Genomic DNA, 24,039 nt, shown 5'->3' on the forward strand with positions numbered 1-24,039 from the left:
TACCCCTTAATTCTTACGAAACATTTTCAGCATGCGCTGGGTGACGGTAAAGCCACCAAAGATGTTGATACTGGCAATCAGCACCGCAACAAACGCCAGCAGCGTGACCCAACCACCGTGTCCCATCTGCAACACCGCACCGACCACGATAATGCCGGAAATCGCATTGGTGACCGACATCAACGGCGTGTGCAGCGCATGGCTGACGTTCCACACCACGTAGTAACCCACCACGCAGGCGAGCGCGAACACGGTAAAGTGCGACAGGAACTCCGGCGGTGCGACATTTGCCAGGCATCCGAACAGCACAATAGCCAGCGCCAGCAGCACCAGCTTGCGCCACGGCGATGCCGGTTTTTCTGCCACTTTCTCTTTCGGTGCAGCCGCTGCCGGTGCCGCTTTCGGGGCAGCAGAAACCTGAATCGGCGGAGCCGGCCAGGTGACTTCGCCTGCGCGGATCACCGTCACACCACGCACCACCACGTCGTCGAAATCAACGGTGATTTGCCCGTCTTTTTCTTTACACAGCAACTTCAGCAGGTTTACCAGGTTGGTACCATACAGTTGGGAAGACTGAGTCGGCAGACGGCTTGGCAGATCGGTATAACCGATGATCTTCACGCCGTTTGCGGTCAGCGTGACCTGATCGGCCACCGTCAACTCGCAGTTACCGCCGGTTTGCGCGGCCAGATCGACAATCACGCTACCCGGTTTCATGCTGGCGACCATCTCTTTGGTGATCAGTTTTGGTGCCGGGCGGCCGGGGATCAGCGCGGTGGTGACAATGATATCGACCTCTTTCGCCTGATTGGCAAACAGCTCCATCTCCGCCTTAATAAAGGCTTCTGACATCACTTTGGCGTAACCGTCGCCACTGCCTGCTTCTTCCTCGAAATCCAACTCAAGGAATTCGGCACCCATACTCTGCACCTGCTCCTTCACTTCCGGACGGGTATCGAAGGCACGCACGATAGCGCCAAGGCTGCCCGCAGCACCGATCGCCGCCAGACCTGCCACGCCCGCACCAATCACCATCACTTTGGCCGGTGGTACTTTACCTGCTGCGGTGATTTGGCCGGTAAAGAAGCGACCAAATTCATGGGCGGCTTCGACGATGGCACGGTAGCCAGCAATATTCGCCATAGAACTGAGCGCATCCAGTGCCTGAGCACGAGAAATACGCGGTACAGAATCCATCGCCATCACGGTAACGTTACGTGCCGCGAGTTTCTCCAACAACACCGGATTCTGCGCCGGCCAGATAAAGCTCACCAGCGTGCTCCCTGCGCGCGTCAGGGCAATTTCATCATCATTAGGTGCATTCACTTTCAACACGATATCTGACTGCCACACCTCGTCGGTGTTGCTGATGGTCGCGCCTACGGCAACGAAACTTTCATCATCAAAGCTGGCACGAATTCCTGCACCCTGCTCGATGGTTACGCTGAATCCCAGCTTGATCAGTTGCTCAACGGTTTTCGGCGTGGCGGCCACGCGCGATTCGTTAGCTAACCGCTCTTTGGGTATCCCAATTAACATACTGTTTCCTTTCATCGGTTAAAGGATGAGGGTCTGTAAGCGGCAGAAGCTCAGATAACTGAAACAATGTTTCAGCTACTTATGAGCGAAATGCGCAATGTAACAAAGTCTTTATAACCTACTGAAAATATGAATAGCGATCCACAGCGATAACGCATACTTATGACATTCACACAAATATTCAGAAGCAAAGATTGATTGCCGCGTTTTGCTACTGGATTTTGACCATAATAAAAAATTATATGCTGAGCAAAATCGTGTCACGGCGAATTAAGTATTATCAAAAACCTTTATTTAACAATACTTTAACTATTATGGCACTAAGTGTTACCAGATTTAGTGGTAATACGCACAAAAAAACGCCATAGCAGAGAGTGATGACAGCCAGATGAATAATTTGGGTTGGTTGTCAATCCAGGCAGCATAAATTGGCTGAGACAGGCTGATTATTACATGCAATAATCAGCGGCTAATCTGTTATACATCAAGAGTCCAGCACGTTTTCGTACTCATTTTTGCGTAAGGCGAAGGATCATTTTTATGAAGCTGAAGAACACCATTCTGGCGTCCACCTTGTTATCTCTGCTGGCAGCCAATGCGTTTGCTGCGCAGGAACTGACGCCGGAAAAAGCGGCCGCGTTGAAGCCATTCGAACGTATTAATATCACCGGCCGTTTCAACGCCATTGGCGATGCTGCTGACGCCGTCTCGAAACGTGCAGATGAATTGGGTGCTGCCTCCTACTATATTCAGGGTATCAACGATGCCACCGGTAACAGCGGTAACTGGCGTGTAACGGCTGACCTGTACCATGCCGATGCCCCCGAAGCCGATAAAGTGACGGAATACCTCAGCTACAACGGCGTTAAAGCGCTGCCGAAGGCGGAAGCCTATCGTCTGGAACCCTTCGATACCGTCTCTGTGAGTGGCTTCTTTTCCAGCCAGCCGGATGTTAACGACGCAATTTCTAAAGCCGCGAAAGAGAAAGGTGCCGCTTCCTTCTTTATTATTCGCCAGATTGACGCCAACAACGGCGGCAACCAGTACGTGACGGCTTATGTCTACAAAGCCGATGCCAAAGAGCGTAAGGTGCAAAGCCCGAACCTGATTCCGGCCGACTCCGAAGCTGGCAAAGCGGCGCTGGCAGCCGGTGGTGCAGAAGCGAAGAAAGTGGAAATTCCTGGCGTTGCGTCCTCAGAAACCCCCAGCAGCAACGTGGGTCGTTTCTTCGAGACTCAGACGTCAACCGGGCAGCGTTACACCGTCACGCTGGCTAACGGCACCAAAATCCAGGAAGTGAACGCCATCACTGCGGCACAAATGCAGCCGTTTGATACCGTGACCTTTACCGGCCACTTCGGTTCACCAACAGAAATCTCTGAAGAAGTGGCGAAACGCGCTGCGGATAAAGGGGCGAAGTACTACCACGTGACCCGTCAGTGGCAGAACCAGAGTGGCGGTAACCTCACCGTCACCGCAGACCTGTTCAAGTAATCTCCCGCCAGGGCGACATCCGTCGCCCTGCTGTTTGCATAAATGCTGAGCATCTTTGCATCATCATGCATTGCCTTCCCGTAGCACACTCCGTAAAATCTGCCGCCTGATTTTCAGGGCATTCCGTGTTAATAGCGACAATTTATCGCATTAATCTCCAGCGGAATCCTTTTTACCCAGCAGACTCTGCTGCTCAGGAATGGCGTTTTGGATAAAAAATTAGGTCTTGGTGCGCTCACCGCGCTGGTACTCAGTTCAATGCTCGGCGCAGGCGTGTTTAGCCTGCCACAAAATATGGCGGCGGTGGCCGGTCCGGCGGCGTTGCTAATTGGTTGGTTGATCACCGGCGTCGGTATTCTGTTGCTCTCACTGGCGATGCTGTTTCTGACACGTCTCAAGCCAGAGCTGGATGGCGGTATCTTCACCTATGCCCGCGCCGGATTTGGTGAGTTGATGGGCTTCTGCTCGGCGTGGGGATATTGGCTGTGCGCGGTGATCGCCAACGTCTCTTATCTGGTGATCGTCTTTTCTGCCCTGAGCTTTTTCACCGACACTCCCGATCACGTGGTATTTGGCGCTGGCAACACCTGGCAGGCGATGCTCGGTGCTTCGGTGCTGTTGTGGCTGGTCCATGCGCTGGTGCTGCGTGGAGTGCAGACTGCGGCCAGTATTAATTTGCTGGCGACGCTCGGTAAACTGGTGCCGTTGCTGCTGTTTGTGGTACTGGCGGTGCTGGCGTTTAACCTGGATCGCTTCCGTCTCGATTTCAGTGGGGTTGCCCTCGGTAAACCACTGTGGGAGCAGGTTAAGCAGACCATGTTAATCACCCTGTGGGTATTTATCGGCGTGGAAGGCGCTGTGGTGGTGTCGGCCCGCGCCAGACATAAGAAGGATGTCGGACGCGCCACGCTGCTGGCGGTGCTGGCCGCGCTGCTGGTGTATCTGCTGGTGACGCTGCTGTCGCTTGGCGTGGTGCCGCGTGCCGAACTGGCACAGATGCGTAATCCCTCAATGGCGGGCTTAATGCAGCATCTGATCGGCCACTGGGGCGACGCGGTGATTGCTATTGGGTTGATTATCTCGGTGTGCGGCGCGTATCTGAGCTGGACCATTATGGCCGCTGAAGTGCCATTCCTTGCGGCGCAACAAGGTGCCTTCCCACGCAGCATCGCCGGTCAGAATCACCACAACGCCCCTTCCGCGTCACTGTGGCTGACGAACGGTAGCGTGCAGGTGTGTCTGATTCTGATTGCCGTCACCGGCGCGGATTACAACACCCTGCTGACCATCGCTTCCGAGATGATCCTCGTACCTTATCTGCTGGTCGGCCTGTATCTGATCAAGGTGGTACGCGGTCAGCAGAAACCGCTGTTGATGCTGACCGGCATCGGTGCCAGCCTGTATGGCCTCTGGCTGCTGTACGCCTCCGGCCCGTTGCATCTGCTGTTGTCGGTGGTGCTTTACGCACCGGGCGTGTTGCTGTTTCTCTACGCACGTCGGGGTGCCCGTGCCAGCAAAACGCTGTCACAGCTGGAACGCATCGCGATCGTGATGTTAATGGCCGCGTCACTGCCCGCCGTGTGGCAATTAACGCGTTAGTGCGGCTTGCCAGGAATAGTGACACACAGCAGGTCACCCTGCTGTGTCAGGTTGAGCGGCTTACGGTATTCATGATGAATAGCATCAAGCTGCTCCGCCGACAGCGGATAAGGTAACTGGATATCAAAGCGACTGATGTGCTGTTGTTCAGCAAGGGTGATCAGGCGAGCAATGTTAATCTCGTCACTGACCTGAGTGGAAATGATTTGTAATGCTAATTCTTTCAGATGGTCATCGCTGGCCTGTAAACTGTGTGCAGATTTACGGGTGACCATGCCAAAAATCGGCAGCACACCGTAGATGGCATCCACGAAGCTCCAGCGTTTTTTACACGAGGCGGAAAGGAAATCACTGTAATTGAAGCAGATGCGGTCACTGTATCCGGCTGAAGCCAGCTCTTTATCAGACACCCTCGCACTCCTCCTGTTTTTCATTACGGTTCCAAACCTTGCGCACAACGCGTCGGTAATAATGGCACATTTCACCGTGCAGATACCAGAGAGCAAAGGATATTTCGTGCTGTGGCATAGAGCTGAAGTGTCGAAAAAGCTATGCTGCTGTCCATACTCACCAGTTGCAGTGGATTATGAACAAGATTGTATATGTGGAAGATGAACCGGAAGTCGGTGAACTGATTGCCGCCTACCTTGGACGTCATGACATTGACGTCATCGTGGAAACGCGCGGCGACCGCGCTGAGGCCACCATTGCCGCCGCCGATCCCGACCTGGTGATGCTGGATATCATGCTACCCGGCAAAGACGGTATGACCCTGTGCCGCGATTTGCGCGCCAGTTGGCAGGGACCGATTGTACTGCTGACCTCGCTCGATAGCGATATGAACCACATTCTGGCGCTGGAAATGGGTGCCAACGACTATATTCTCAAAACCACTCCGCCCGCTGTGCTGCTGGCGCGCCTGCGTCTCCATTTACGGCAGGCGCACATTAGCCAGCCGGAAATGACACCGGCGGTACAAAGCTCGCAAAAAGTGTTGCGCTTTGGCTCTCTAACCATCGACGCGCTGAACCGCCAGGTGACGCTGTTTGACGAAAACATCACCCTGTCGACTGCTGATTTCGATCTGCTGTGGGAGCTGGCGAACCACGCCGGACAGATCCTCAATCGTGATGCGCTGTTACAAACCCTACGCGGCGTCAGCTATGACGGGATGGATCGCAGCATTGATGTGGCAATTTCACGCCTGCGCAAGAAATTATACGACAGCGCGACCGAGCCGTTCCGCATCAAAACCATCCGTAACAAAGGTTATCTGTTCGCGCCGCAGGCCTGGGATACCCGTTCCGCATGAGAAAGCTCTTTATCCAGTTCTACTTGCTGCTGTTTGTCTGCTTTCTGGTGATGACCCTGCTGGTTGGGCTGGTGTACAAATTCACCGCCGAACGTGCCGGACGCCAGTCGATGAACGATTTGATGGCCAGTTCGCTATTTTTGATGCGTAGCGAGTTGCGCGAGATACCGCCGCGTGACTGGAACAAAACCATTCGCAGCCTCGATCTCGATCTCTCGTTTGCCCTGCACATTGAGCCGATGAGTAAATACGAACTGGATGAGCCGGATATGAAGCGGCTGCGTGCCGGTGAAATCGTCGCGCTCGACGATCAGTACACCTTCCTGCAACACATCCCGCGTAGCCATTATGTTTTGTCGGTTGGGCCGATCCCTTACCTGTTTTATCTGCATCAGATGCGCCTGCTGGATATCGCCTTGCTGGCGTTTATCGGTATGTCGCTGGCGTTACCGGTGTTTATCTGGATGCGCCCGCACTGGAAAGAGATGCTGCGGCTGGAGAAAGCAGCGCAGCGCTTCGGACGGGGCGAACTGGATGTGCGCACCCATTTCGACAGCACTTCCAGCCTGTTCCGCCTCGGTGTGGCGTTTAACCAGATGGCCGATAACATCAATACGCTGGTCGCCAGCAAAAAGCAGCTGATCGACGGCATCGCCCACGAACTACGTACCCCGCTGGTGCGGCTGCGTTATCGGCTGGAGATGAGCGAAAATCTGAGCGAAAGCGAATCCGCCGCCCTGAATCGTGATATCGGCCAGTTAGAAAGCCTGATTGAGGAGCTACTGACCTATGCACGCCTCGATCGTCCACGGGTCGATCTCAGCCTGAAATCTTTTGATCTCGCCGAATGGTTGCGGCTGCACATTGAAGATGTGCAGGCGATCAATCCCCAGGCGCAGATCGATCTCGACATCCCGCAACGTGAAAACTACGGTGTCGCCGACACCCGTCTGATGGAACGCGTGCTGGATAACCTGGTGAACAATGCGCTGCGTTACGCGCAGTCACGGTTACGCGTCAGCCTGTGGTTTGACGGTAGCGTCGGTTGCCTACAGGTGGAGGATGATGGTCCCGGCATCCCGCAGGAAGAACGTGAGCGTGTGTTTGAACCCTTTGTCCGTCTCGATCCCAGTCGCGATCGCGCTACCGGTGGCTGCGGGCTGGGGCTGGCGATTGTCCACTCCATCGCGCTGGCGTTACAGGGCAGTGTCACCATTGAAAGCAGCCCGCTGGGCGGTGCCAGCGTTCGCTTTTGCTGGCCGGTTGATTTACCCTTGCGAGAAATCCCGTCGCGCTTAACTTAACAAGGAGTTTGCCCGTGTCCTCAGCTTATCAGGAACTTAGCCGCACTTTTCTGCGCCTGTCCCGTTTCGGTCATTTAGGCGCCATCGCTGGCGTTGATATGCAAACCACCATGCCAGCCGGTGGTAGCCGCGCCCGTGGTGAAGCTATGGCAGAACTGAGCGTGTTTATGCACGAACTGCTGACCGATAAACGACTTGGCGGCCTGTTTGCTGCGGCACAGCAGGAGTCGCTTAACGATGTGGAGCAGGCAAACCTGACGGAAATGCATCGCGCCTGGCAGCAAGCGACCCTGCTCCCGGCCTCGTTGGTGGAAGCCAAATCCCTTGCGGGTTCACGCTGTGAACATGCCTGGCGCAGCCAGCGTCCCGCCAATGACTGGCAAGGTTTCTCCGCCAACCTGAAAGAAGTGGTTAAGCTGAGCCGCGAAGAAGCACAACTGCGCGCCGATGCGTTGGGCGTCTCGCGCTACGATGCCCTGCTGGATGTGTTCGAACCAGGGATGACCAGCGCTCAACTCGACCAGACCTTTGGTGATTTAAAAAGCTGGCTGCCGGACTTACTGCAAAAGGTGGTAACAAAGCAGCAGCACCAGACCACCCTCGCTGCGGTTGGTCCCTTTGCCATTGACGCGCAAAAACAGCTTGGCCTGAGCCTGATGAGTACCCTGGGCTTCGATTTTAATCATGGCCGCCTCGACGTCAGCGCCCACCCGTTCTGTGGCGGGGTACCCGAAGATGTGCGCATCACCACCCGCTACAATGAGAACGACTTCCTCAGCGCCATGATGGGGGTGATCCACGAAACCGGCCATGCGCGTTATGAGCAGAATCTGCCACAGCAGTGGCGCGGTCAACCGGTTGCCCATGCGCGCTCCACGGCGATGCACGAATCGCAAAGCCTGTTTATGGAGATGCAGCTTGGCCGCAGCCGTGAGTTTCTCCAGCATATCCAGCCGCAAGTGATCGCCCTGATGGGTGATCAACCCGCCCTGAGCAGTGAAAACTTTATCCGTCTGACCCAGCGCGTGAAACCTGGCTTTATTCGTGTCGACGCCGATGAGTTGAGCTATCCGGCGCATGTCATCCTGCGTTACGAAATCGAGCGTGCGTTGATTGAGGGTGAGATCGAAGTCGACGACATCCCGGCGCTGTGGGACGAAAAAATGCAGCAGTCGCTGGGTATCGATACCCGTGGTAATTATCGCGACGGCTGTATGCAGGACATCCACTGGACGGACGGTGCCTTTGGTTACTTCCCGACTTACACCTTAGGCGCGATGTATGCCGCCCAACTGTTCCAGGCGGTAAAACGCGCGCTGCCGCAGGTCAGTGAACTGATTCAACAGGGCGAGCTGCAACCGGTGTTTGACTGGCTGCAACAAAACATCTGGCAGCACGGCAGCCGTTTCCCGACCCAACAGTTACTGGTGAACGCCACCGGCGAACGTTTAAATCCTGACTATTTCCGTCAGCATCTTGAACAACGTTACCTGGCGTAGCGGCGCGATTTATCGCGCATATAACGTTCCCAAAAAGGCGCGATAAATCGCGCCACTACCTTTGTACAATCCGTTACACGCCGATACCAATCCCTCACGGAAAGAACTGCTGCGATTTCATATAGTCATTTCACCGGCCCCGCAGTGGGCTACACATGAAAAAATAGTTCGAGGAATTTGCAATGAAAAAATTATTTGCGCTGGTGATCGCCGCTGCTATGGGTCTGTCTTCTGTAGCTTTCGCCGCTGAAACCACTGCTACTCCGGCTCCGGCTGCTGCTGCAACCACCACTGCTGCACCGGTTAAACATAAAGCGACTACGCACAAACACAAGAAAGCCGCTGCTCAGAAAGCTCAGGCTGCCAAGAAGCACAAAAAAGTAGCGAAGAAAGCCCCGGCTGCCCAGAAAGCTCAGGCTGCTAAAAAGCACCACAAAAAAGCCACCAAACCGGCTGCACAGAAAGCCCAGGCTGCTAAAAAGCACCACAAAAAAGCCACCAAACCGGCTGCACAGAAAGCCCAGGCTGCTAAAAAGCACCACAAAAAAGTAACTAAACCTGCTGCACAGAAAGCTCAGGCTGCTAAAAAGCACCACAAAAAAGCGACCAAAAAAGCCGCTAAATAAGGTTGCCTTCGCGCGCCCGACCTTGCATTAATGTTTGAAAACACCCGGTTCTGCCGGGTGTTTGTTTACTGGAGTAGCGGAATATGGTGCGTCGCTATCGCTTCGAAATCATTTTGATTGTGGTGATCCTGTGCGGCATTGTCGCAGCCAGTTTTTTTATTTAGTCGTTGTAGCGTGCTGATTATTCCAATATTTCTCCCTTTTTTACCGCTCACCGACTATAGTTATCGCTCAAGCGTGATGACAAAAACCTCTACTTATTCTCGCCATTGAGAGAACTATGCGCCTGGCTATCCTGTTACTTGTTGGTATTTTCAGTTTTAACCTCGCAGCACATGCCGATGATGAAGACGGACCCAGTCCTGATGACATCAAAACCCTGTTCTTTGGCAAGGATCACCGCAAAGCCATCAGCGATGTCAGCGCTGCCCCCTGGGACGCCATCGGCCAGTTGGAGACCGAAAGCGGCAACCTGTGCACCGCAACCCTGATCTCAGCCCATCTGGCGTTAACCGCTGGTCACTGTCTGCTCACCCCACCCGGTAAGTTCGATAAACCGGTGGCGTTGCGTTTTATGGCAGGCAGCAAAGGCTGGCGCTATGAAATCCATGATATTGATGCCCGCGTGGAGCCGTCGCTGGCGCATAAATTAAAAGCCGATGGCGAAGGCTGGATCGTACCACCTGACGCCGCCCCTTTTGATTACGGCTTAGTCATTCTGCACAATCCGCCCTCAGCGATCACCCCGATTCCGTTGTTTGACGGATCGCGTGGCGATTTAACCGATGCGTTAAAAGCCACAGGACGTAAAGTGACGCAGGCGGGTTACCCGGAAGACCACCTTGATACGCTGTATTCACACAGCGATTGCCTGATCACCGGCTGGGCACAACGCGCGGTGCTGTCGCATCAATGCGATACCCTGCCTGGCGACAGTGGTTCACCGTTATTGTTGAAGAAAGATGATGGTTGGCAGCTGATTGCGGTACAAAGCTCTGCCCCCGCACCCGCCGACCGTTATCGCGCAGATAACCGCGCCATTGCTGTCACCTCGTTCCGTGACAAGCTGGAAGCGTTAGCGCAATAACATTTTCAGGCCGTCGCGGCGCGATTTATCACGCCGCGACGGGGATCACCCTATTTGTTCCATGGTCTGCACAATACGCTTATCCGAAATCGGATACGGGGTTCCCAGTTGCTGGGCAAAGTAGCTGATGCGTAACTCTTCCAGCATCCAGCGGATCGCCAGCACCTCTGCATCATCCTGACGCTGTGGCGGCAGCTTGTTACGCCAGCTCTGCCACGCCTGCTCCACCGCCTGCACCTTCAGCATCCGCGCGCGATCGCTGTGTGGATCGACCGGCAGCTTCTCCAGACGGCGTTCGATGCCTTGCAAATAACGTAAAGTATCCGCCAGCCGTTGCCAGCCATTGCCGGTGACGAAACCGCGGTACACCAGGCCACTCATCTGAGTTTTGATATCTGCTAACGCCAGCGCCAGCGACATATCCACCCGGCCCTTCAGCCGCTTGTTGATATTGAATACGCAGGTCAGGATCTGTTCCACCTGCTTCGCAATGGTGACCACCGTTTCGTTCAGCTCGGCACGTACTTTGTCACGCAGCTGCTCGAAATTCTCCTGCTGCCACGCCGGACCACCGGCTTCACCCATCAGCTTATCCACGCCGCAGGCGATACAGTCATCAATCAACTCCAGCACTTTACCGTAGGGGTTAAAGTACAGACCGAGTTTGGCCTTGTTCGGCAGCTTCTCATGCAAATATTTAATCGGTGACGGGATATTCAGCAGCAGCAAACGCCGCTGGCCGCGCCACATCATCTTCTGCTGCTCCTGTTCGCTATCGAACAGGCGGATGGCGACGCTGTCTTTCTCATCCACCAGCGCCGGCCAGGCCTTGACCTGATAACTGCCACGCTTCTGTTCATAGCTTTGCGGCAAATCACCGAAGCTCCAGATGTGCAGGCCGCTCTGTTCCAGCCCGTCATCCGCCACTTTAGACAGGGTTTCCTGCACTTTGCCTTTCAGCGCCAGCTTCAGCTGATGCAGATCCTTGCCTTCCTGCAACTTACGATTGTGTTCGTCAACCACGCGGAAGGTCATTTTCAGATGATCGGGCACCTGATCCCACTGCCAGGCTTCGCGGTCAATAGTGACACCGGTCATACGACGAAACTCACGTTCCAGCGCATCCAACAATGGCAGCTCCAGCACGGTGACGCGTCCGAGGAACGCCTCCGCATAGTTCGGCGCAGGCACCAGATTGCGTCGCACCGGTTTCGGTAACGACTTAATCAACGCAATTACCAGCTCACGGCGTACGCCAGGGATCTGCCACTCAAATCCCCCCTCATCCACCTGGTTCAGCAACGGCAGCGGAATATGCACCGTCACCCCGTCAGCGTCTGCACCCGGTTCAAACTGGTAACTGAGTTTCAGCTTCAGGTTGCCCTGATGCCAGAAATTCGGGTAATCCAGTTGGCTGACCTTCTCCGCACCATCTTTAATCAGCATCTGCTTGTCAAAGCTGAGCAGGTCCGGGTTGTCTTTGCTGGCTGTTTTCCACCAACTGTCGAAATGCCGGGCGGAGACTACTTCACTGCCGAGGCGGCGATCATAAAAGGCAAACAGGGTTTCATCATCGACGAGGATGTCGCGGCGACGTGATTTATGTTCCAGGTCTTCCACTTCGCTGCGCAGCTTTTGGTTGTTGCGGAAGAAGGCGTGACGGTTCTGCCAGTCGCCCTCGACTAACGCATGACGAATAAACAACTCACGGCTCAATTGGGGATCAATCTGGCCGTAGTTAACCTTACGCGCCTGCACAATCGGCAAACCGTACAACGTCACTTTTTCGTTCGCCATCACCGCGCCCTGGGCTTTTTCCCAGTGCGGTTCGCTGTAGCTGCGCTTCAGCAGGTGTTGCGCCAGCGGTTCGATCCACTCCGGATCGATGCGTGCTGCAATGCGCCCCCACAGACGGCTGGTCTCCACCAGCTCCGCCACCATGGTCCACTTCGGCGGCTTCTTAAACAGCCCGGAACCAGGAAAGATGGAGAAACGGGCATTGCGTGCACCGGTAAACTCCTGTTTATCGGCATCTTTCTGGCCGATATGCGACAACAAACCACTCAGCAATGCGCAGTGCACTTCACGATAAGGTGCAGGCTCGCTGTTGACCGGCATACCCTGTTCACGCACCACCTGACGCAGTTGGGTGTAGATATCCTGCCATTCACGTACGCGCAGATAGTTGAGATAGTCGCTTTTACACTGACGGCGGAACTGGTTGCCCGACAGCGCCTTTTGCTGTTCCTGGAGATAGTTCCACAGATTGACGAAAGCGAGAAAATCGGACTCTTTATCGGCAAATCGCCGGTGTTTCTCGTCCGATGCCTGCTGTTTTTCCACCGGACGCTCACGCGGATCCTGAATCGACAGCGCAGCGGTGATGATCATCGCTTCACGCACGCAGCCAAATTTCTGCGCCTCCAGCACCATGCGCGCCAGACGCGGATCGACCGGCAGCAACGCCAGTTGACGTCCTGACGCCGTCAGTTTGTAGTGGCCGTCCTCATTGACGGTGATCGCCCCCAGTTCTTCCAGCAGACGCACCCCATCCTGGATATTGCGTTTATCCGGCGCTTCAACAAACGGGAAGGCCGCAATATCGCCAAGGCCGAGCGCGGTCATCTGCAAAATGACCGACGCAAGGTTGGTGCGCAGAATTTCCGGGTCGGTAAACTCCGGGCGACTGAGGAAATCGTCTTCGGCGTAGAGGCGGATACAGATACCTTCCGACACACGACCACAACGCCCTTTACGCTGGTTAGCCGACGCCTGAGAAACCGGCTCAATCGGCAGACGCTGCACTTTGGTGCGGTAGCTGTAGCGGCTGATACGCGCGGTGCCGGGATCGATCACATATTTAATCCCCGGCACGGTCAGTGAAGTTTCCGCCACGTTGGTGGCGAGCACGATGCGTCTTCCGCTGTGCGACTGGAACACTCGGTTCTGTTCCGCATTCGACAGTCGGGCATACAGCGGCAAAATTTCGGTATGCGGCAAATCACGCTTCATCAGCGCATCGGCGGTGTCGCGAATTTCGCGTTCACCGCTCATAAAGATCAGGATATCGCCACGGCTTTCCCGCCCCAGCTCATCCACGGCATCAAAAATCGCCTGTAGCTGGTCACGATCGGTATCTTCGGCTTCTTCGACAATCGGACGATAACGCACCTCCACCGGGAAGGTTCGCCCGGAAACTTCAATCACCGGCGCGTTATGAAAATGGCGTGAAAAGCGCTGCGGATCGATGGTCGCTGAGGTGATGATCACCTTTAAATCAGGGCGACGCGGCAGCAGCTCACGCAGATAACCGAGCAGAAAATCGATGTTCAGGCTACGTTCGTGCGCTTCATCGATGATGATGGTGTCATATTGCAACAGCTGACGGTCTTGCTGAATTTCCGCCAGCAAAATACCGTCGGTCATCAGCTTCACCTGGGTGGTGTCACTAACCTGATCATTAAAACGCACCTTGTAGCCGATGCAGCCGCCGAGCGAGGTTTCCAGCTCATCTGCGATACGGTTTGCTACGGTGCGTGCCGCCAGACGACGTGGTTGGGTATGACCAATCAACCCTTTAACCCCACGTCCCAGTGCCAGACAAATCTTCGGTAACTGGGTGGTTTTCCCCGAGCCGGTTTCACCGGCAACGATCACCACCTGATGGTCACGGATCGCTTCCGCAATCACCTGCTGCTTCTGGCTGACCGGCAGGTTTTCCGGAAAGGTAATGCGTGGCGTGGCCGCCATACGCTGTGCCACCCGCTGCTCCGCACGGGAGAATTCAGGCTCCAGCTCGGCCACAATCCCTTGTTGTGCTTCAGGTTTTTTCACTTTGGCCGCGCCCTGGAGTCGCCGTTGTAACCGTTGGCGATCGCGTAGCATCAGGTTATCGAGTCGCGTCCAGAGAGGAGCCAAAGGTGAAGTAACAGATGATGACATAGTGGTGAATTACCGGCGTATTCAACGAATTAATGGACGGCATCATAGCATAATTTGCCTGCACCGCCCTGACCGTGCGTGCGGACTTATTCAATAAATTCGAATATAGCTCTCGAAATATTGCGCTTTTCACCACCGGATGATCTCCGTAGAGTGTAACGCATTGAGCGGTAAGCCTTCCGCGTAACAAACAGGAAAACACCATGAGCAAAGTATTAGTTCTGAAATCCAGCATCCTCGCCGGTTACTCTCAGTCCAACCAACTGGCTGATTTCTATGTTGAACAGGCCCAAAGCAAAGGTGATGAAGTCACCGTGCGTGACCTGGCAGCTAACCCGATTCCGGTTCTGGACGGTGAGCTGGTGGGTGCACTGCGTCCGTCTGACGCTCCGCTGTCTCCACGTCAGCAGGAAGCGCTGGCTCTGTCTGACGAACTGATTGCTGAATTACAGGCTCATGATGTGGTGGTTATCGCTGCACCGATGTACAACTTCAACATCCCGACTCAGTTGAAAAACTACTTCGACCTGATTGCTCGTGCTGGCGTGACCTTCCGCTACACCGAAGCAGGCCCGGAAGGTCTGGTGAAAGGTAAACGCGCGGTGATTCTGTCCAGCCGTGGCGGGATCCACAAAGATACCCCGACTGACCTGCTGACCCCGTACGTTAAGCTGTTCCTCGGCTTTATCGGCATCACCGATGTGAACTTCGTGTTTGCAGAAGGTATCGCTTACGGTCCGGAAGTGGCGACCAAAGCGGCCAGCGATGCGAAAGACGCGATCAAAGAGATTGCTGCTGCGTAAGCGTTAAAAAGAATGCTATCTTTTTGCCGGGCCTGAGTGCCCGACTTTTTTTGGCTATTTTCGTAGCCATTGCCCGTTAATTCCCTGCACATACTCACCGTTTGCTGCACGATTCACCAGTTTTTCCCCGGCAATCCGTGCGACCTCAGTGGTGGTCAAATTGTTCTGCTGCGCCACACGCTGATACTGCTGGCTACGTCCCTCGTTAATACGTTTCACCAGCGCCAGCGTTTCACTATCCTGCTGACGAGCCGCAATATAACCGCTGAGCGTTTCCCCCACCCGTCCCTGTTGACGGGCCTGGTCGAGCGTTAACGCCCAGGCAGAAGGGATCAATAGCATCGCCAACAATAAGGCGATTCCTTTGCTTTTCATCGCCACCCTCCTCAAAATAAACCGCTTTGATTTTTCAGCAGTGCTTCCACATCTTTATCGACCTTGATATGGATTTCATGCTCAATTTTCACATTCATATTGATGGTGATCGGCTCTTTCGGCGCGGCGACTTCAATGCGCGGCACGCAGCCGATAAGTGGCAGCCCGGCTGCCAGCACCAGTAATGCCCTCAGGCTCATGGTTGGGGATCCTTCTTGGATGGCAGGGTGGCATTTTGCTCCACCCAGGATTGCAAATTATCGCCAAAACGCAGGCTGCGCCACAGCTGGAACAGGTTTTCCTGATGACGGTAGTTAAGATTGACTGACTGGCGGCGATTGCTGAACTGGCTGGTGCCCTTCACCTCGGATTGCATGGTCAAATTGCCGAAGTTATCCAGATCCAGCGTGGCCCACGACCGGGAAATCTCCATGTAGCGTAGCCAGTCCATCGCCGCCCCTGCGGCAATGTTGTTGCTGGTGATGGCATCGGCCATATCTTTATCCATGCGAAACGTCAGCGGACCGCTGTTGGCGATCCAGCCTTTTTCAATCAGCCAGCGCGGATTGTTCACCCACAACGGCAGCTCGCCATTTACCTTGCCGGACATGGCAAATTGCTTTGGTTTGATGGCGGTAATCAGGCGGCTGAGGTCGATGTCGCGCAGGGAAATCTGCGCCGCCTCATGCTGTGGCAAACGCAGTTCTGGCAGGCTGACGTGGCCGCCCAGCAGGTCAAGATTGACGTTTGATAGCGTCAGCGGCTTACGCTCCTGCCACGGATAATGCCCCTGCAAATCGGCGGTGATGTTCTGCAAGGCAAACTGGTTTTTCACCTCGGCAATACGCAGAGAAACCGGGCCGCGCCGCCCTAGCTGCCACTGGTGCGCCTTGAGGCGGAACGGTAGCGAAAAATCGATACCGTTGATTTCGCTATCCGGCATCCATACGCTGCCATTTTTCACCGTCCAGTGACCACCAGCCTCGAAACCCTGTTCGGCGGCGGCCGAGAACGCGACCTGCGCCTGAAGTTGACCAGACTGAATGCGCATCTTCAAATCGCGACTGAGCAGCGACTGAAATACCGTCAGCGATTGCGCTGGCCACCAGGCTTCGCCACGCAGACGCTCTCCATCCCAGCGTCCGTTGACGCGCAACGGGCCGATATCCCCTGCCTTGAGCTGCCCACGCCAGACAAACTGGCTGGGATCGCTGCCTTTGGCGGAAAACTCAAGTTCTGACGGCGGTAGCCAGCCGCCATAGCTGAATTGCGTCTGGCCGGATTTCAGCACAAAGCCACCCGCGAAACTGGGTTGTTGCGCATCGCGCTGCCAGCGCACTGGCGCGGTCAGGGTTAAGCGTGGTTTACCAACTTGCACCATGCCATACGCCAGTTGGTCGAAGCCGGTATCCAGCGTATCGAGGCTAATCAGGGTGTCCTGCCAACTGCCGGTGCCTTTGACATCCCATTTAGCGTTGAGCGGCACCATCCTACCCTCGCCCCAGTAGCGCCAGTTCCAGCGTCCGTTATCCGGCCAAAATTGACTGGCACGTCCATCAAGATGCAAACGTAAACGGCCAAAGCTGGGATCGTGCGCTTGCAGGATCGCCTGCAACCGTCCGTTAATGCCTTGGGTGCTGATCGTCACCCCCGCCAGCGGCCAGCGTGCCTCGTCCACCTCCAGCGTCGATAGCAACCGACCACGCAGACGTAGTAAGGCTCCGGGTTTCAGCACCAGTTGAGGATCGGTCAACATCCCCTGCAATTCGCCGGGGATCGCGCCATACAATTGCAGGCTGGCAAATTTGCTTTCACCCGTGAGTTGGAACGGCAAGGCGCTGTCGATCAAGCTGAGGGTGCCAGGTCCGACGCTCAGCACCAGGTTGCCTTTGCCCCCTTTGCCTTGCGTCAGCAGGTTGAATCGGCCGGCAATCTGGGTGTGCTCCACCCCCTGCTGCCAGCCGGTTAAGGTCAGCGCCAAACCACCCGACAGGGGTTGATCAGGTTGCGGCCAACGCCAGTGCCCCTGCGCAATCCGAATCTGTTGTTCATCAATCTGCCACGGCAGTTGCAGCAACGGTTGATCGTCGCCCTGTTGGCTTACCGTCAGCGTCCCTTGCTGCTGCTGCCAGTTCAGCGCCAGCCGCAGTGGCTGCGGCCATTGCGTCAGACTGAGATCGCCGTTCAACTCCCCGGCAATCGGCAGGCCATCGGCAAAAGTGGGTAACGTCAGCGTACCCTGTAAATCCAACGGTTTGGGAAGCAACGGCTGTGTCAGCGTCAGCCGCGAGATCTGGAGTTCCTGTCCTTGCAGACGGGCGTCAACGGTAAGATTCTCGCCCTGATAGCGCAGTTGCTGTGCTTTTTTATCAAGGGTGAGATCGAACTGCCCGGCATATTGTTGCCATGGCAGCAGAACCAGTTGATCGAGGTGGATGTCCGCGCCAGGCAGCATCGCCTGCCACTGTGCCAGCGTGCGTGGTGCATCACCTGGGGTGGTGTTTTGCGGCAGCGATTGCAGGCAGTTGCTGTCGAGTTGTACTTGCCGGGCATTCAGTTGCCAACGCTGTTGCTGCCAACCAAGGCTGACATCTCTGACTTTTGCCAGTTCGCAATCACCCGCGAGGTAACGCACTTCCGGGAAATGGAGGCCGCCCTGCTGCCAACCAGGCGCTCCGTTCAGCTCCACGCGGGTATTTTGTGGCAGCCAGATGCCCGCCAGCCGCGGCAGCCATTGTGTCACCGTCAGCAGCAATCCCAGTAGCAGCAGTATCAGCGCCAGTAGCGCAGCAAGTGTTCGGCGAAGGCCCCGCGTCATGGCAGCTAACGTTCCTGTTCCTTACAAAATCCTGACGAAGATGATGGCATGTTATGCCGGGTAAATGAAGGTTTTAGCCGGCAGCACGCGAGCATTGCGTGATAAATCGCGCTGTTTTGTGCAGAAAACGTTATCCTGTCCGCTGCCAACATTCCATTTTTCAGGAGCGAAACAATGAAAGTTGCCGTTTACAGTACCAAACAGTACGACCAGAAGTATCTTGAACATGTTAACGCCAGCTATGGATTCGAGCTGGTGTTCTTTGACTTTCTGCTGACTGAAACTACCGCCAAGAATGCCGTCGGCTGTGATGCGGTATGTATCTTCGTGAATGATGATGGCAGCAAAGTGGTGCTGGAAGAACTGGCCGCGCTGGGAGTGAAATATATCGCGCTGCGCTGTGCCGGTTTTAATAACGTCGATCTGGAGGCAGCAGCCGCCCTCGGTTTGCAGGTGGTGCGCGTTCCCGCCTATTCGCCAGAAGCCGTTGCTGAACATGCGGTTGGCCTGATGATGACGTTGAACCGGCGTATCCATCGTGCATATCAACGCACGCGTGATGCGAACTTCTCACTGGATGGCTTAACCGGTTTCAATATGCACGGTAAAACCGCCGGGGTGGTTGGCACCGGCAAGATTGGTGTGGCCGCGATGCGTATTCTGAAAGGATTTGGTATGCGCCTGCTGGCATTTGATCCTTATCCCAGCGCCCAGGCACTGGAACTGGGAGCCGAATATGTCGATCTTAAAACCCTGCTGGCAGAATCAGACGTCATTACCCTGCACTGCCCACTGACACCAGAAAACCACCATTTGCTCAATGCTGAGGCCTTCAGCCAGATGAAAGATGGTGTGATGATTATCAATACCAGCCGTGGCGGGTTGATTGATTCCCAGGCGGCGATCGATGCGTTGAAACAACAAAAAATCGGTGCACTCGGGATGGACGTGTATGAAAACGAACGCGACCTGTTCTTTGAAGATAAATCGAATGATGTGATTCAGGATGACGTGTTCCGTCGCCTGTCCGCCTGCCATAACGTTTTGTTCACCGGCCATCAGGCTTTCCTGACAGCAGAGGCGTTGACGGCCATCTCCGAAACCACGCTGGGCAATCTGGGCCAGCTTGAACGCGGCGAGAATTGCCCTAACCTGGTAAAAGCCTGATATGTAGCGCCTTGCGTTAGCGGGCGCAGCGTCCACCCATCAATGCCTGCTCGTCGCAGCGCCGACCATTGGCCATCTGGCACATACCGATGCGCGAACCATCTAACTGGCGTGAAAACGCCAGCGTTCCCCCGGCATTAGCGCAGTTGGTTTCCGCCAGGGACGACATCACTACCTGCGGTTGAATATGCGCGGCGGTCGCCTGTTGTGGCGGTTCATTATCACTATTGCTGCTGCAAGCGGAAAGTAACAGCGCAGCACCGGCCAGCAGGAAGGAAGCGGCTTTCATCGATCAGGCTCCGGGCGGTTGGGGGGAAAATTCGAACCAGCATATGTCAGGCGCAGCAAGGGGTCGAGAGGCGACACAGCTTTTTACAAAATTTTCTTTCACGCTTTGCAACCAGAATTATCCTGATTGCCACTTATTTTCCCCAGCCAGCGATGTAAAAAACAGCAATTTTAGTGAGCGGTGCGGCGGGCCACGGACATCACACGGATGAGAAAGTGATGCCTGGCTGCTTTGCTAGACTGAGATAATTAACCCCGGAAATTTCACGGGCATTCTCAGCGCAGCAAAGGACGATTTATGATTACCGTCGACGGCAATGGCGCAGTGGCTTCTGTCGCCTTCCGCACCAGCGAAGTTATCGCTATTTATCCCATCACCCCCAGCTCAACGATGGCTGAGTTAGCTGATGGCTGGTCCGGAGAAGGTCGCCACAATATCTGGGGCGATGTACCACGTGTGGTCGAAATGCAATCCGAAGGCGGTGCGATCGCCACCGTGCACGGTGCACTGCAAACCGGTTCACTATCCACCTCGTTCACCTCATCGCAGGGCTTACTGCTGATGATCCCCACCCTGTACAAACTGGCCGGGCAGTTGATGCCGTTTGTGCTGCATGTCGCAGCGCGTACCGTCGCCACCCATGCGTTATCCATCTTTGGCGACCACTCCGACGTGATGGCGGTGCGCCAGACCGGTTGTGCGCAGTTGTGTGCCTCCAGCGTACAGGAAGCGCAGGATTTCGCCCTAATTGCCCAGATGGCGTCACTTAATAGCCGCATCCCGTTTATTCATTTCTTCGATGGCTTCCGTACCTCACACGAAATCAACAAAATTGTGCCGATCAGTGACGAAACGCTGCTGGCGCTGATGCCGCAGGAAGCGATTGCACAACATCGCGCCCGTGCCCTGACGCCGGATCATCCCACCGTTCGTGGCACCTCCGCTAACCCGGATACGTATTTCCAGTCGCGTGAAGCGACCAACCGTTGGTATAACGCCTGCACCGGGCATGTCGAAAGCGCGATGGCAGCGTTTGCCGAACAAACGGGCCGCCATTATCAGCCGTTCGAGTTTTATGGGCATCCGCAGGCGGAACGGGTGATGGTAATGATGGGTTCCGCCTGTGGCACCGCTGAAGAAGCGATTGATGCGCTGCTGACGCGCGGTGAAAAAGTCGGGCTGGTGAAGGTGCGTCTGTATCGTCCTTTCGCCGCGCAGTATCTGTTAAGTGTGCTGCCGTCATCGGTGCAACGCGTGGCGGTGCTGGATCGCACCAAAGAACCTGGCGCGTTGGGCGAACCGCTGTTTCTGGATGTGATGACCGCGCTGGCAGAAGCCTTTAGCCGTGGCGAGCGCAGCACCCTGCCGCAGGTTTGTGGCGGTCGTTATGGCCTGTCGTCCAAAGAGTTTGCCCCCGATGCGGTGCTGGCAGTGTTCCGTGCTCTGCAACGCCCACAGCCGCCCGCGCGCTTTACCGTGGGGATTTACGACGACGTTACCCATCTCTCGCTGCCGCCCGAGGCTAACATTGTGCCGAATCGCGCCCATCTTGAAGCCTTGTTCTACGGGCTAGGCAGTGATGGCAGCGTCAGTGCGACCAAAAACAACCTGAAAATCATCGGCAATGCCACACCGTGGCAGGTGCAGGGTTATTTCGTTTACGATTCGAAAAAGGCGGGCGGCCTGACGGTGTCGCATCTGCGCGTCAGCCAGCAGCCGATTCAGTCCGCGTATCTGATCCAGCAGGCCGATTTTATTGGCTGCCACCAGTTACAATTCATCGACAAATATTCGATGCTCGATCAGCTGAAACCGGGCGGTATTTTTCTGCTGAACACGCCTTATGCTGCCGATGACGTGTGGCATCGCCTGCCGCAGGAGGTACAGACGCAGCTCAACGATAAACAGGCGCGTTTTTATGTGATCAATGCGGCGCGTATCGCACGGGAATGCCAGCTCGGCGCGCGCATCAATACCGTGATGCAGATGGCTTTCTTCCAACTGACGCAAATCCTGCCGGGCGACAGCGCCCTGAGCGAGCTGCAAAACGCCATCGCCCGTAGCTATCGCAGCAAAGGCGAAGAACTGGTGCAGCGCAATTGGCAGGCGCTGGCAATGGCGCAACAGGCGTTGGAAGCCGTACCGTTGCAGACGGTGGATGCAAGCAGTCCACATCGCCCACCGGTGGTGTCCGACAACGCGCCCGATTTTGTTAAAACCGTCACCGCCGCCATGCTGGCCGGGCTGGGCGATAAGCTACCGGTTTCTGCCCTGCCGCCGGATGGCAGCTGGCCCACCGGCACCACGCAATGGGAAAAAAGGAATATTGCCGAAGCGATCCCCATCTGGCAGCCCGACCTCTGTACCCAGTGCAACCATTGTGTGGCGGCCTGCCCGCATTCGGCGATTCGCGCCAAGGTGGTGGCCCCGGAAGCGCTGGCGGGCGCCCCTGCCAGCCTGGCATCGCTGGATGTCAAATCGCGTGATATGCGTGGACAAAAATATGTATTGCAGGTCGCGCCAGAGGATTGCACCGGCTGCAATTTGTGCGTCGAAGTCTGTCCGGCCAGCGATCGTCAGCACCCGGAAATCAAAGCCATCAATATGCAATCGCGGCTGGAACATGTCGAAACTGAAAAAATTAATTACGATGCGTTTCTCGCCCTGCCGGAAATCACCGCCGAGCAACTGGAACGCATTGATATTCGTACCTCACAGCTGATCACCCCGCTGTTCGAATATTCTGGTGCCTGTTCCGGCTGTGGTGAGACTCCGTATATCAAGCTGTTAACGCAGCTCTACGGCGATCGGCTGCTAATCGCCAATGCCACCGGCTGTTCCTCCATCTACGGCGGTAATCTGCCGTCCACGCCTTACACCACCAACGCGGAAGGGCGTGGTCCGGCGTGGGCCAATTCGTTGTTTGAAGATAACGCGGAATTCGGTCTGGGCTTCCGTTTGAGTGTGGATCAGCAGTGCCAGCGCGCCCTGCGTCTACTGGAGCAGTGCGCCGCTGAATTGCCAGAAACGCTGGTGGCGGCGCTTAAATGTGACAACGTCACCACATCGGTACGTCGCGAACAGATTAGCCAGCTACGCGCTGCATTGAAGAATGTGACGCACACTGCCGCGCAGGCGTTAATCTCTGCGGCCGATGCGCTAGTCGATAAATCGGTGTGGTTAATCGGCGGGGATGGCTGGGCCTATGACATCGGTTACGGTGGCCTCGATCATGTGATGAGCCTGAGTGAAAACGTCAATGTGCTGGTGCTGGATACCCAATGTTACTCCAACACCGGCGGTCAGGCATCGAAAGCCACCCCGCTTGGTGCAGTCACCAAATTTGGCGAACAGGGAAAACGCAAGGCACGTAAAGATCTCGGCATGGCGACCATGTTGTACGGACATGTTTATGTAGCGCAGATTTCCCTTGGCGCGCAGTTAAATCAAACCGTGAAGGCGATTCAGGAAGCCGAAGCCTGGCCTGGTCCTTCATTAATTATCGCCTACAGCCCGTGTGAAGAACATGGTTATGATCTCGCCTATAGCCATGAACAGATGCGTCTGCTGACCACCAGTGGATTCTGGCCATTATACCGTTTTGATCCAAGCCGGGCGGAACAGGGTAAAGCCGCGCTGGCGCTGGATTCGCGCCCGCCCACTTCCGAGCTGGAGCAGGCGCTGATGAATGAGCAACGTTTCCGCCAGTTGCAAACCGAGCAACCGGAAACCGCAGCACAGCTGTGGCGGGATGCCAGCGAGGCCGCTAACCAGCGTTATCAGCGGTTAGCGGAGCTGGCAGGAAAAGCAGAGAAGAACGAGTGATAAACAAAGCCCGGCGCAGAAGGCCGGGCTTAATAATAATTAACAGGGCTTGAGTTGGGTAATCGCCATCTCCACCGCCCGGTTGGGTGATCCGGTTAATTCACGGTAGCGGAGTTGCAGATTCTGTAACTCCGTCGCCAACACATCTTTTTCTGTTGCCACGCCACGCTGCGCCAGTTCCAGGTAACATTGACCGACTAACCGGCACGCTTCTTCAAAAACCATATCGTAAGTTTGCATCCGCCTCTCCTCACCCTTTAGAAACTAAAGTAACTCATGTCTTCATCCTGTCAGCGTGGAGCAAGCAAAATCTTCGCACAGATCAATAAATGCACGAATAATTCGGGTAAAGAATGCTGA

19 protein-coding genes are annotated in these 24,039 nt (G+C 55.4%); 11 read left to right on the plus strand and 8 right to left on the minus strand.

Annotated features, from left to right (window positions below):
• Positions 1 to 6 precede the first annotated feature (6 nt).
• Entirely contained in the window at positions 7 to 1,539 is a 1,533-nt protein-coding gene (gene pntA / locus AC6I8W_RS11155) for a Re/Si-specific NAD(P)(+) transhydrogenase subunit alpha (RefSeq protein WP_497835069.1), read from the minus strand.
• Positions 1,540 to 2,079: 540 nt separating this feature from the next.
• On the opposite strand from pntA, the gene ydgH reads away from it, so the two are divergent.
• Both ydgH and AC6I8W_RS11165 read left to right on the plus strand, forming a co-directional pair.
• Positions 2,080 to 3,033 carry a DUF1471 family protein YdgH gene (gene ydgH, locus AC6I8W_RS11160; RefSeq protein ID WP_497835070.1) on the plus strand — a complete coding sequence of 318 codons (954 nt, stop codon included), beginning with the start codon at positions 2,080 to 2,082 and terminating at the stop codon, positions 3,031 to 3,033.
• Between the two features lie 207 nt (positions 3,034 to 3,240).
• Complete coding sequence (locus tag AC6I8W_RS11165) at positions 3,241 to 4,632, plus strand: basic amino acid/polyamine antiporter (protein WP_497835071.1); 1,392 nt, start codon at positions 3,241 to 3,243, stop codon at positions 4,630 to 4,632.
• Here AC6I8W_RS11165 and AC6I8W_RS11170 read toward each other — a convergent pair.
• Positions 4,629 to 5,042 carry a hypothetical protein gene (locus tag AC6I8W_RS11170; RefSeq protein WP_021183154.1) on the minus strand — a complete coding sequence of 138 codons (414 nt, stop codon included), beginning with the start codon at positions 5,040 to 5,042 and terminating at the stop codon, positions 4,629 to 4,631. The two genes, AC6I8W_RS11165 and AC6I8W_RS11170, sit on opposite strands and share 4 nt — an antisense overlap.
• Before the next feature lie 176 nt (positions 5,043 to 5,218).
• On the opposite strand from AC6I8W_RS11170, the gene rstA reads away from it, so the two are divergent.
• The 6 genes from rstA to AC6I8W_RS11200 all read left to right on the plus strand — a co-directional run bounded on the left by rstA (position 5,219) and on the right by AC6I8W_RS11200 (position 10,460).
• Positions 5,219 to 5,944, plus strand: a complete 726-nt coding sequence (gene rstA, locus AC6I8W_RS11175; protein ID WP_013509186.1) for a two-component system response regulator RstA — start codon at positions 5,219 to 5,221, stop codon at positions 5,942 to 5,944.
• The gene (gene rstB / locus AC6I8W_RS11180; RefSeq protein WP_497835072.1) at positions 5,941 to 7,248 is read left to right on the plus strand and encodes a two-component system sensor histidine kinase RstB; all 1,308 of its coding nucleotides are present in this window, start codon (positions 5,941 to 5,943) and stop codon (positions 7,246 to 7,248) included. Before rstA ends, rstB begins: the two co-directional genes overlap by 4 nt.
• A 14-nt stretch (positions 7,249 to 7,262) precedes the next feature.
• The gene (locus AC6I8W_RS11185; protein WP_497835073.1) at positions 7,263 to 8,747 is read left to right on the plus strand and encodes a carboxypeptidase M32; all 1,485 of its coding nucleotides are present in this window, start codon (positions 7,263 to 7,265) and stop codon (positions 8,745 to 8,747) included.
• Between the two features lie 182 nt (positions 8,748 to 8,929).
• Positions 8,930 to 9,373 carry an acid resistance repetitive basic protein Asr gene (gene asr / locus AC6I8W_RS11190; protein ID WP_021183150.1) on the plus strand — a complete coding sequence of 148 codons (444 nt, stop codon included), beginning with the start codon at positions 8,930 to 8,932 and terminating at the stop codon, positions 9,371 to 9,373.
• Between the two features lie 83 nt (positions 9,374 to 9,456).
• A complete protein-coding gene (ydgU, locus tag AC6I8W_RS11195; protein ID WP_462982560.1) occupies positions 9,457 to 9,537 on the plus strand; it encodes a small membrane protein YdgU in 81 nt (26 codons plus the stop codon).
• A gap of 116 nt (positions 9,538 to 9,653) precedes the next feature.
• A complete protein-coding gene (locus tag AC6I8W_RS11200; RefSeq protein ID WP_497835074.1) occupies positions 9,654 to 10,460 on the plus strand; it encodes a trypsin-like serine peptidase in 807 nt (268 codons plus the stop codon).
• A gap of 45 nt (positions 10,461 to 10,505) precedes the next feature.
• Here AC6I8W_RS11200 and hrpA read toward each other — a convergent pair whose 3' ends face one another.
• Positions 10,506 to 14,402, minus strand: coding sequence for an ATP-dependent RNA helicase HrpA (hrpA, locus tag AC6I8W_RS11205; RefSeq protein WP_497835075.1), 3,897 nt, complete (start codon positions 14,400 to 14,402; stop codon positions 10,506 to 10,508).
• A gap of 203 nt (positions 14,403 to 14,605) precedes the next feature.
• Between hrpA and azoR the strand changes: the two genes are divergently transcribed.
• Positions 14,606 to 15,205, plus strand: coding sequence for an FMN-dependent NADH-azoreductase (azoR, locus tag AC6I8W_RS11210; RefSeq protein ID WP_497835076.1), 600 nt, complete (start codon positions 14,606 to 14,608; stop codon positions 15,203 to 15,205).
• A 54-nt stretch (positions 15,206 to 15,259) separates the two neighbouring features.
• Here the strand turns inward: azoR and AC6I8W_RS11215 are convergent, their stop codons facing one another.
• The 3 genes from AC6I8W_RS11215 to AC6I8W_RS11225 are packed head-to-tail and all read right to left on the minus strand — an operon-like array spanning position 15,260 to position 18,398.
• Complete coding sequence (locus tag AC6I8W_RS11215) at positions 15,260 to 15,580, minus strand: YdbL family probable chaperone protein (protein WP_497835077.1); 321 nt, start codon at positions 15,578 to 15,580, stop codon at positions 15,260 to 15,262.
• A gap of 11 nt (positions 15,581 to 15,591) precedes the next feature.
• On the minus strand, positions 15,592 to 15,780 hold the full coding sequence (locus AC6I8W_RS11220; RefSeq protein WP_013509194.1) for a YnbE family lipoprotein: 189 nt from the start codon (positions 15,778 to 15,780) through the stop codon (positions 15,592 to 15,594).
• A complete protein-coding gene (locus tag AC6I8W_RS11225; protein ID WP_497835078.1) occupies positions 15,777 to 18,398 on the minus strand; it encodes a YdbH family protein in 2,622 nt (873 codons plus the stop codon). The genes AC6I8W_RS11220 and AC6I8W_RS11225 overlap by 4 nt, the downstream gene beginning before the upstream one ends.
• A 174-nt stretch (positions 18,399 to 18,572) precedes the next feature.
• On the opposite strand from AC6I8W_RS11225, the gene AC6I8W_RS11230 reads away from it, so the two are divergent.
• On the plus strand, positions 18,573 to 19,565 hold the full coding sequence (locus AC6I8W_RS11230) for a 2-hydroxyacid dehydrogenase (RefSeq protein WP_497835079.1): 993 nt from the start codon (positions 18,573 to 18,575) through the stop codon (positions 19,563 to 19,565).
• 16 nt (positions 19,566 to 19,581) lie between these two features.
• Here AC6I8W_RS11230 and AC6I8W_RS11235 read toward each other — a convergent pair whose 3' ends face one another.
• The gene (locus AC6I8W_RS11235) at positions 19,582 to 19,854 is read right to left on the minus strand and encodes a putative hemolysin (protein WP_497835080.1); all 273 of its coding nucleotides are present in this window, start codon (positions 19,852 to 19,854) and stop codon (positions 19,582 to 19,584) included.
• A 297-nt stretch (positions 19,855 to 20,151) separates the two neighbouring features.
• Between AC6I8W_RS11235 and nifJ the strand changes: the two genes are divergently transcribed.
• A complete protein-coding gene (nifJ, locus tag AC6I8W_RS11240; RefSeq protein ID WP_497835081.1) occupies positions 20,152 to 23,679 on the plus strand; it encodes a pyruvate:ferredoxin (flavodoxin) oxidoreductase in 3,528 nt (1,175 codons plus the stop codon).
• A 39-nt stretch (positions 23,680 to 23,718) separates the two neighbouring features.
• Here the strand turns inward: nifJ and AC6I8W_RS11245 are convergent, their stop codons facing one another.
• A complete protein-coding gene (locus tag AC6I8W_RS11245; protein WP_013509199.1) occupies positions 23,719 to 23,919 on the minus strand; it encodes a DUF2767 family protein in 201 nt (66 codons plus the stop codon).
• Positions 23,920 to 24,039: the final 120 nt, after the last annotated feature.

It is taken from the genome of Pantoea sp. X-Soil-TKNS-1211 (assembly GCF_059730495.1).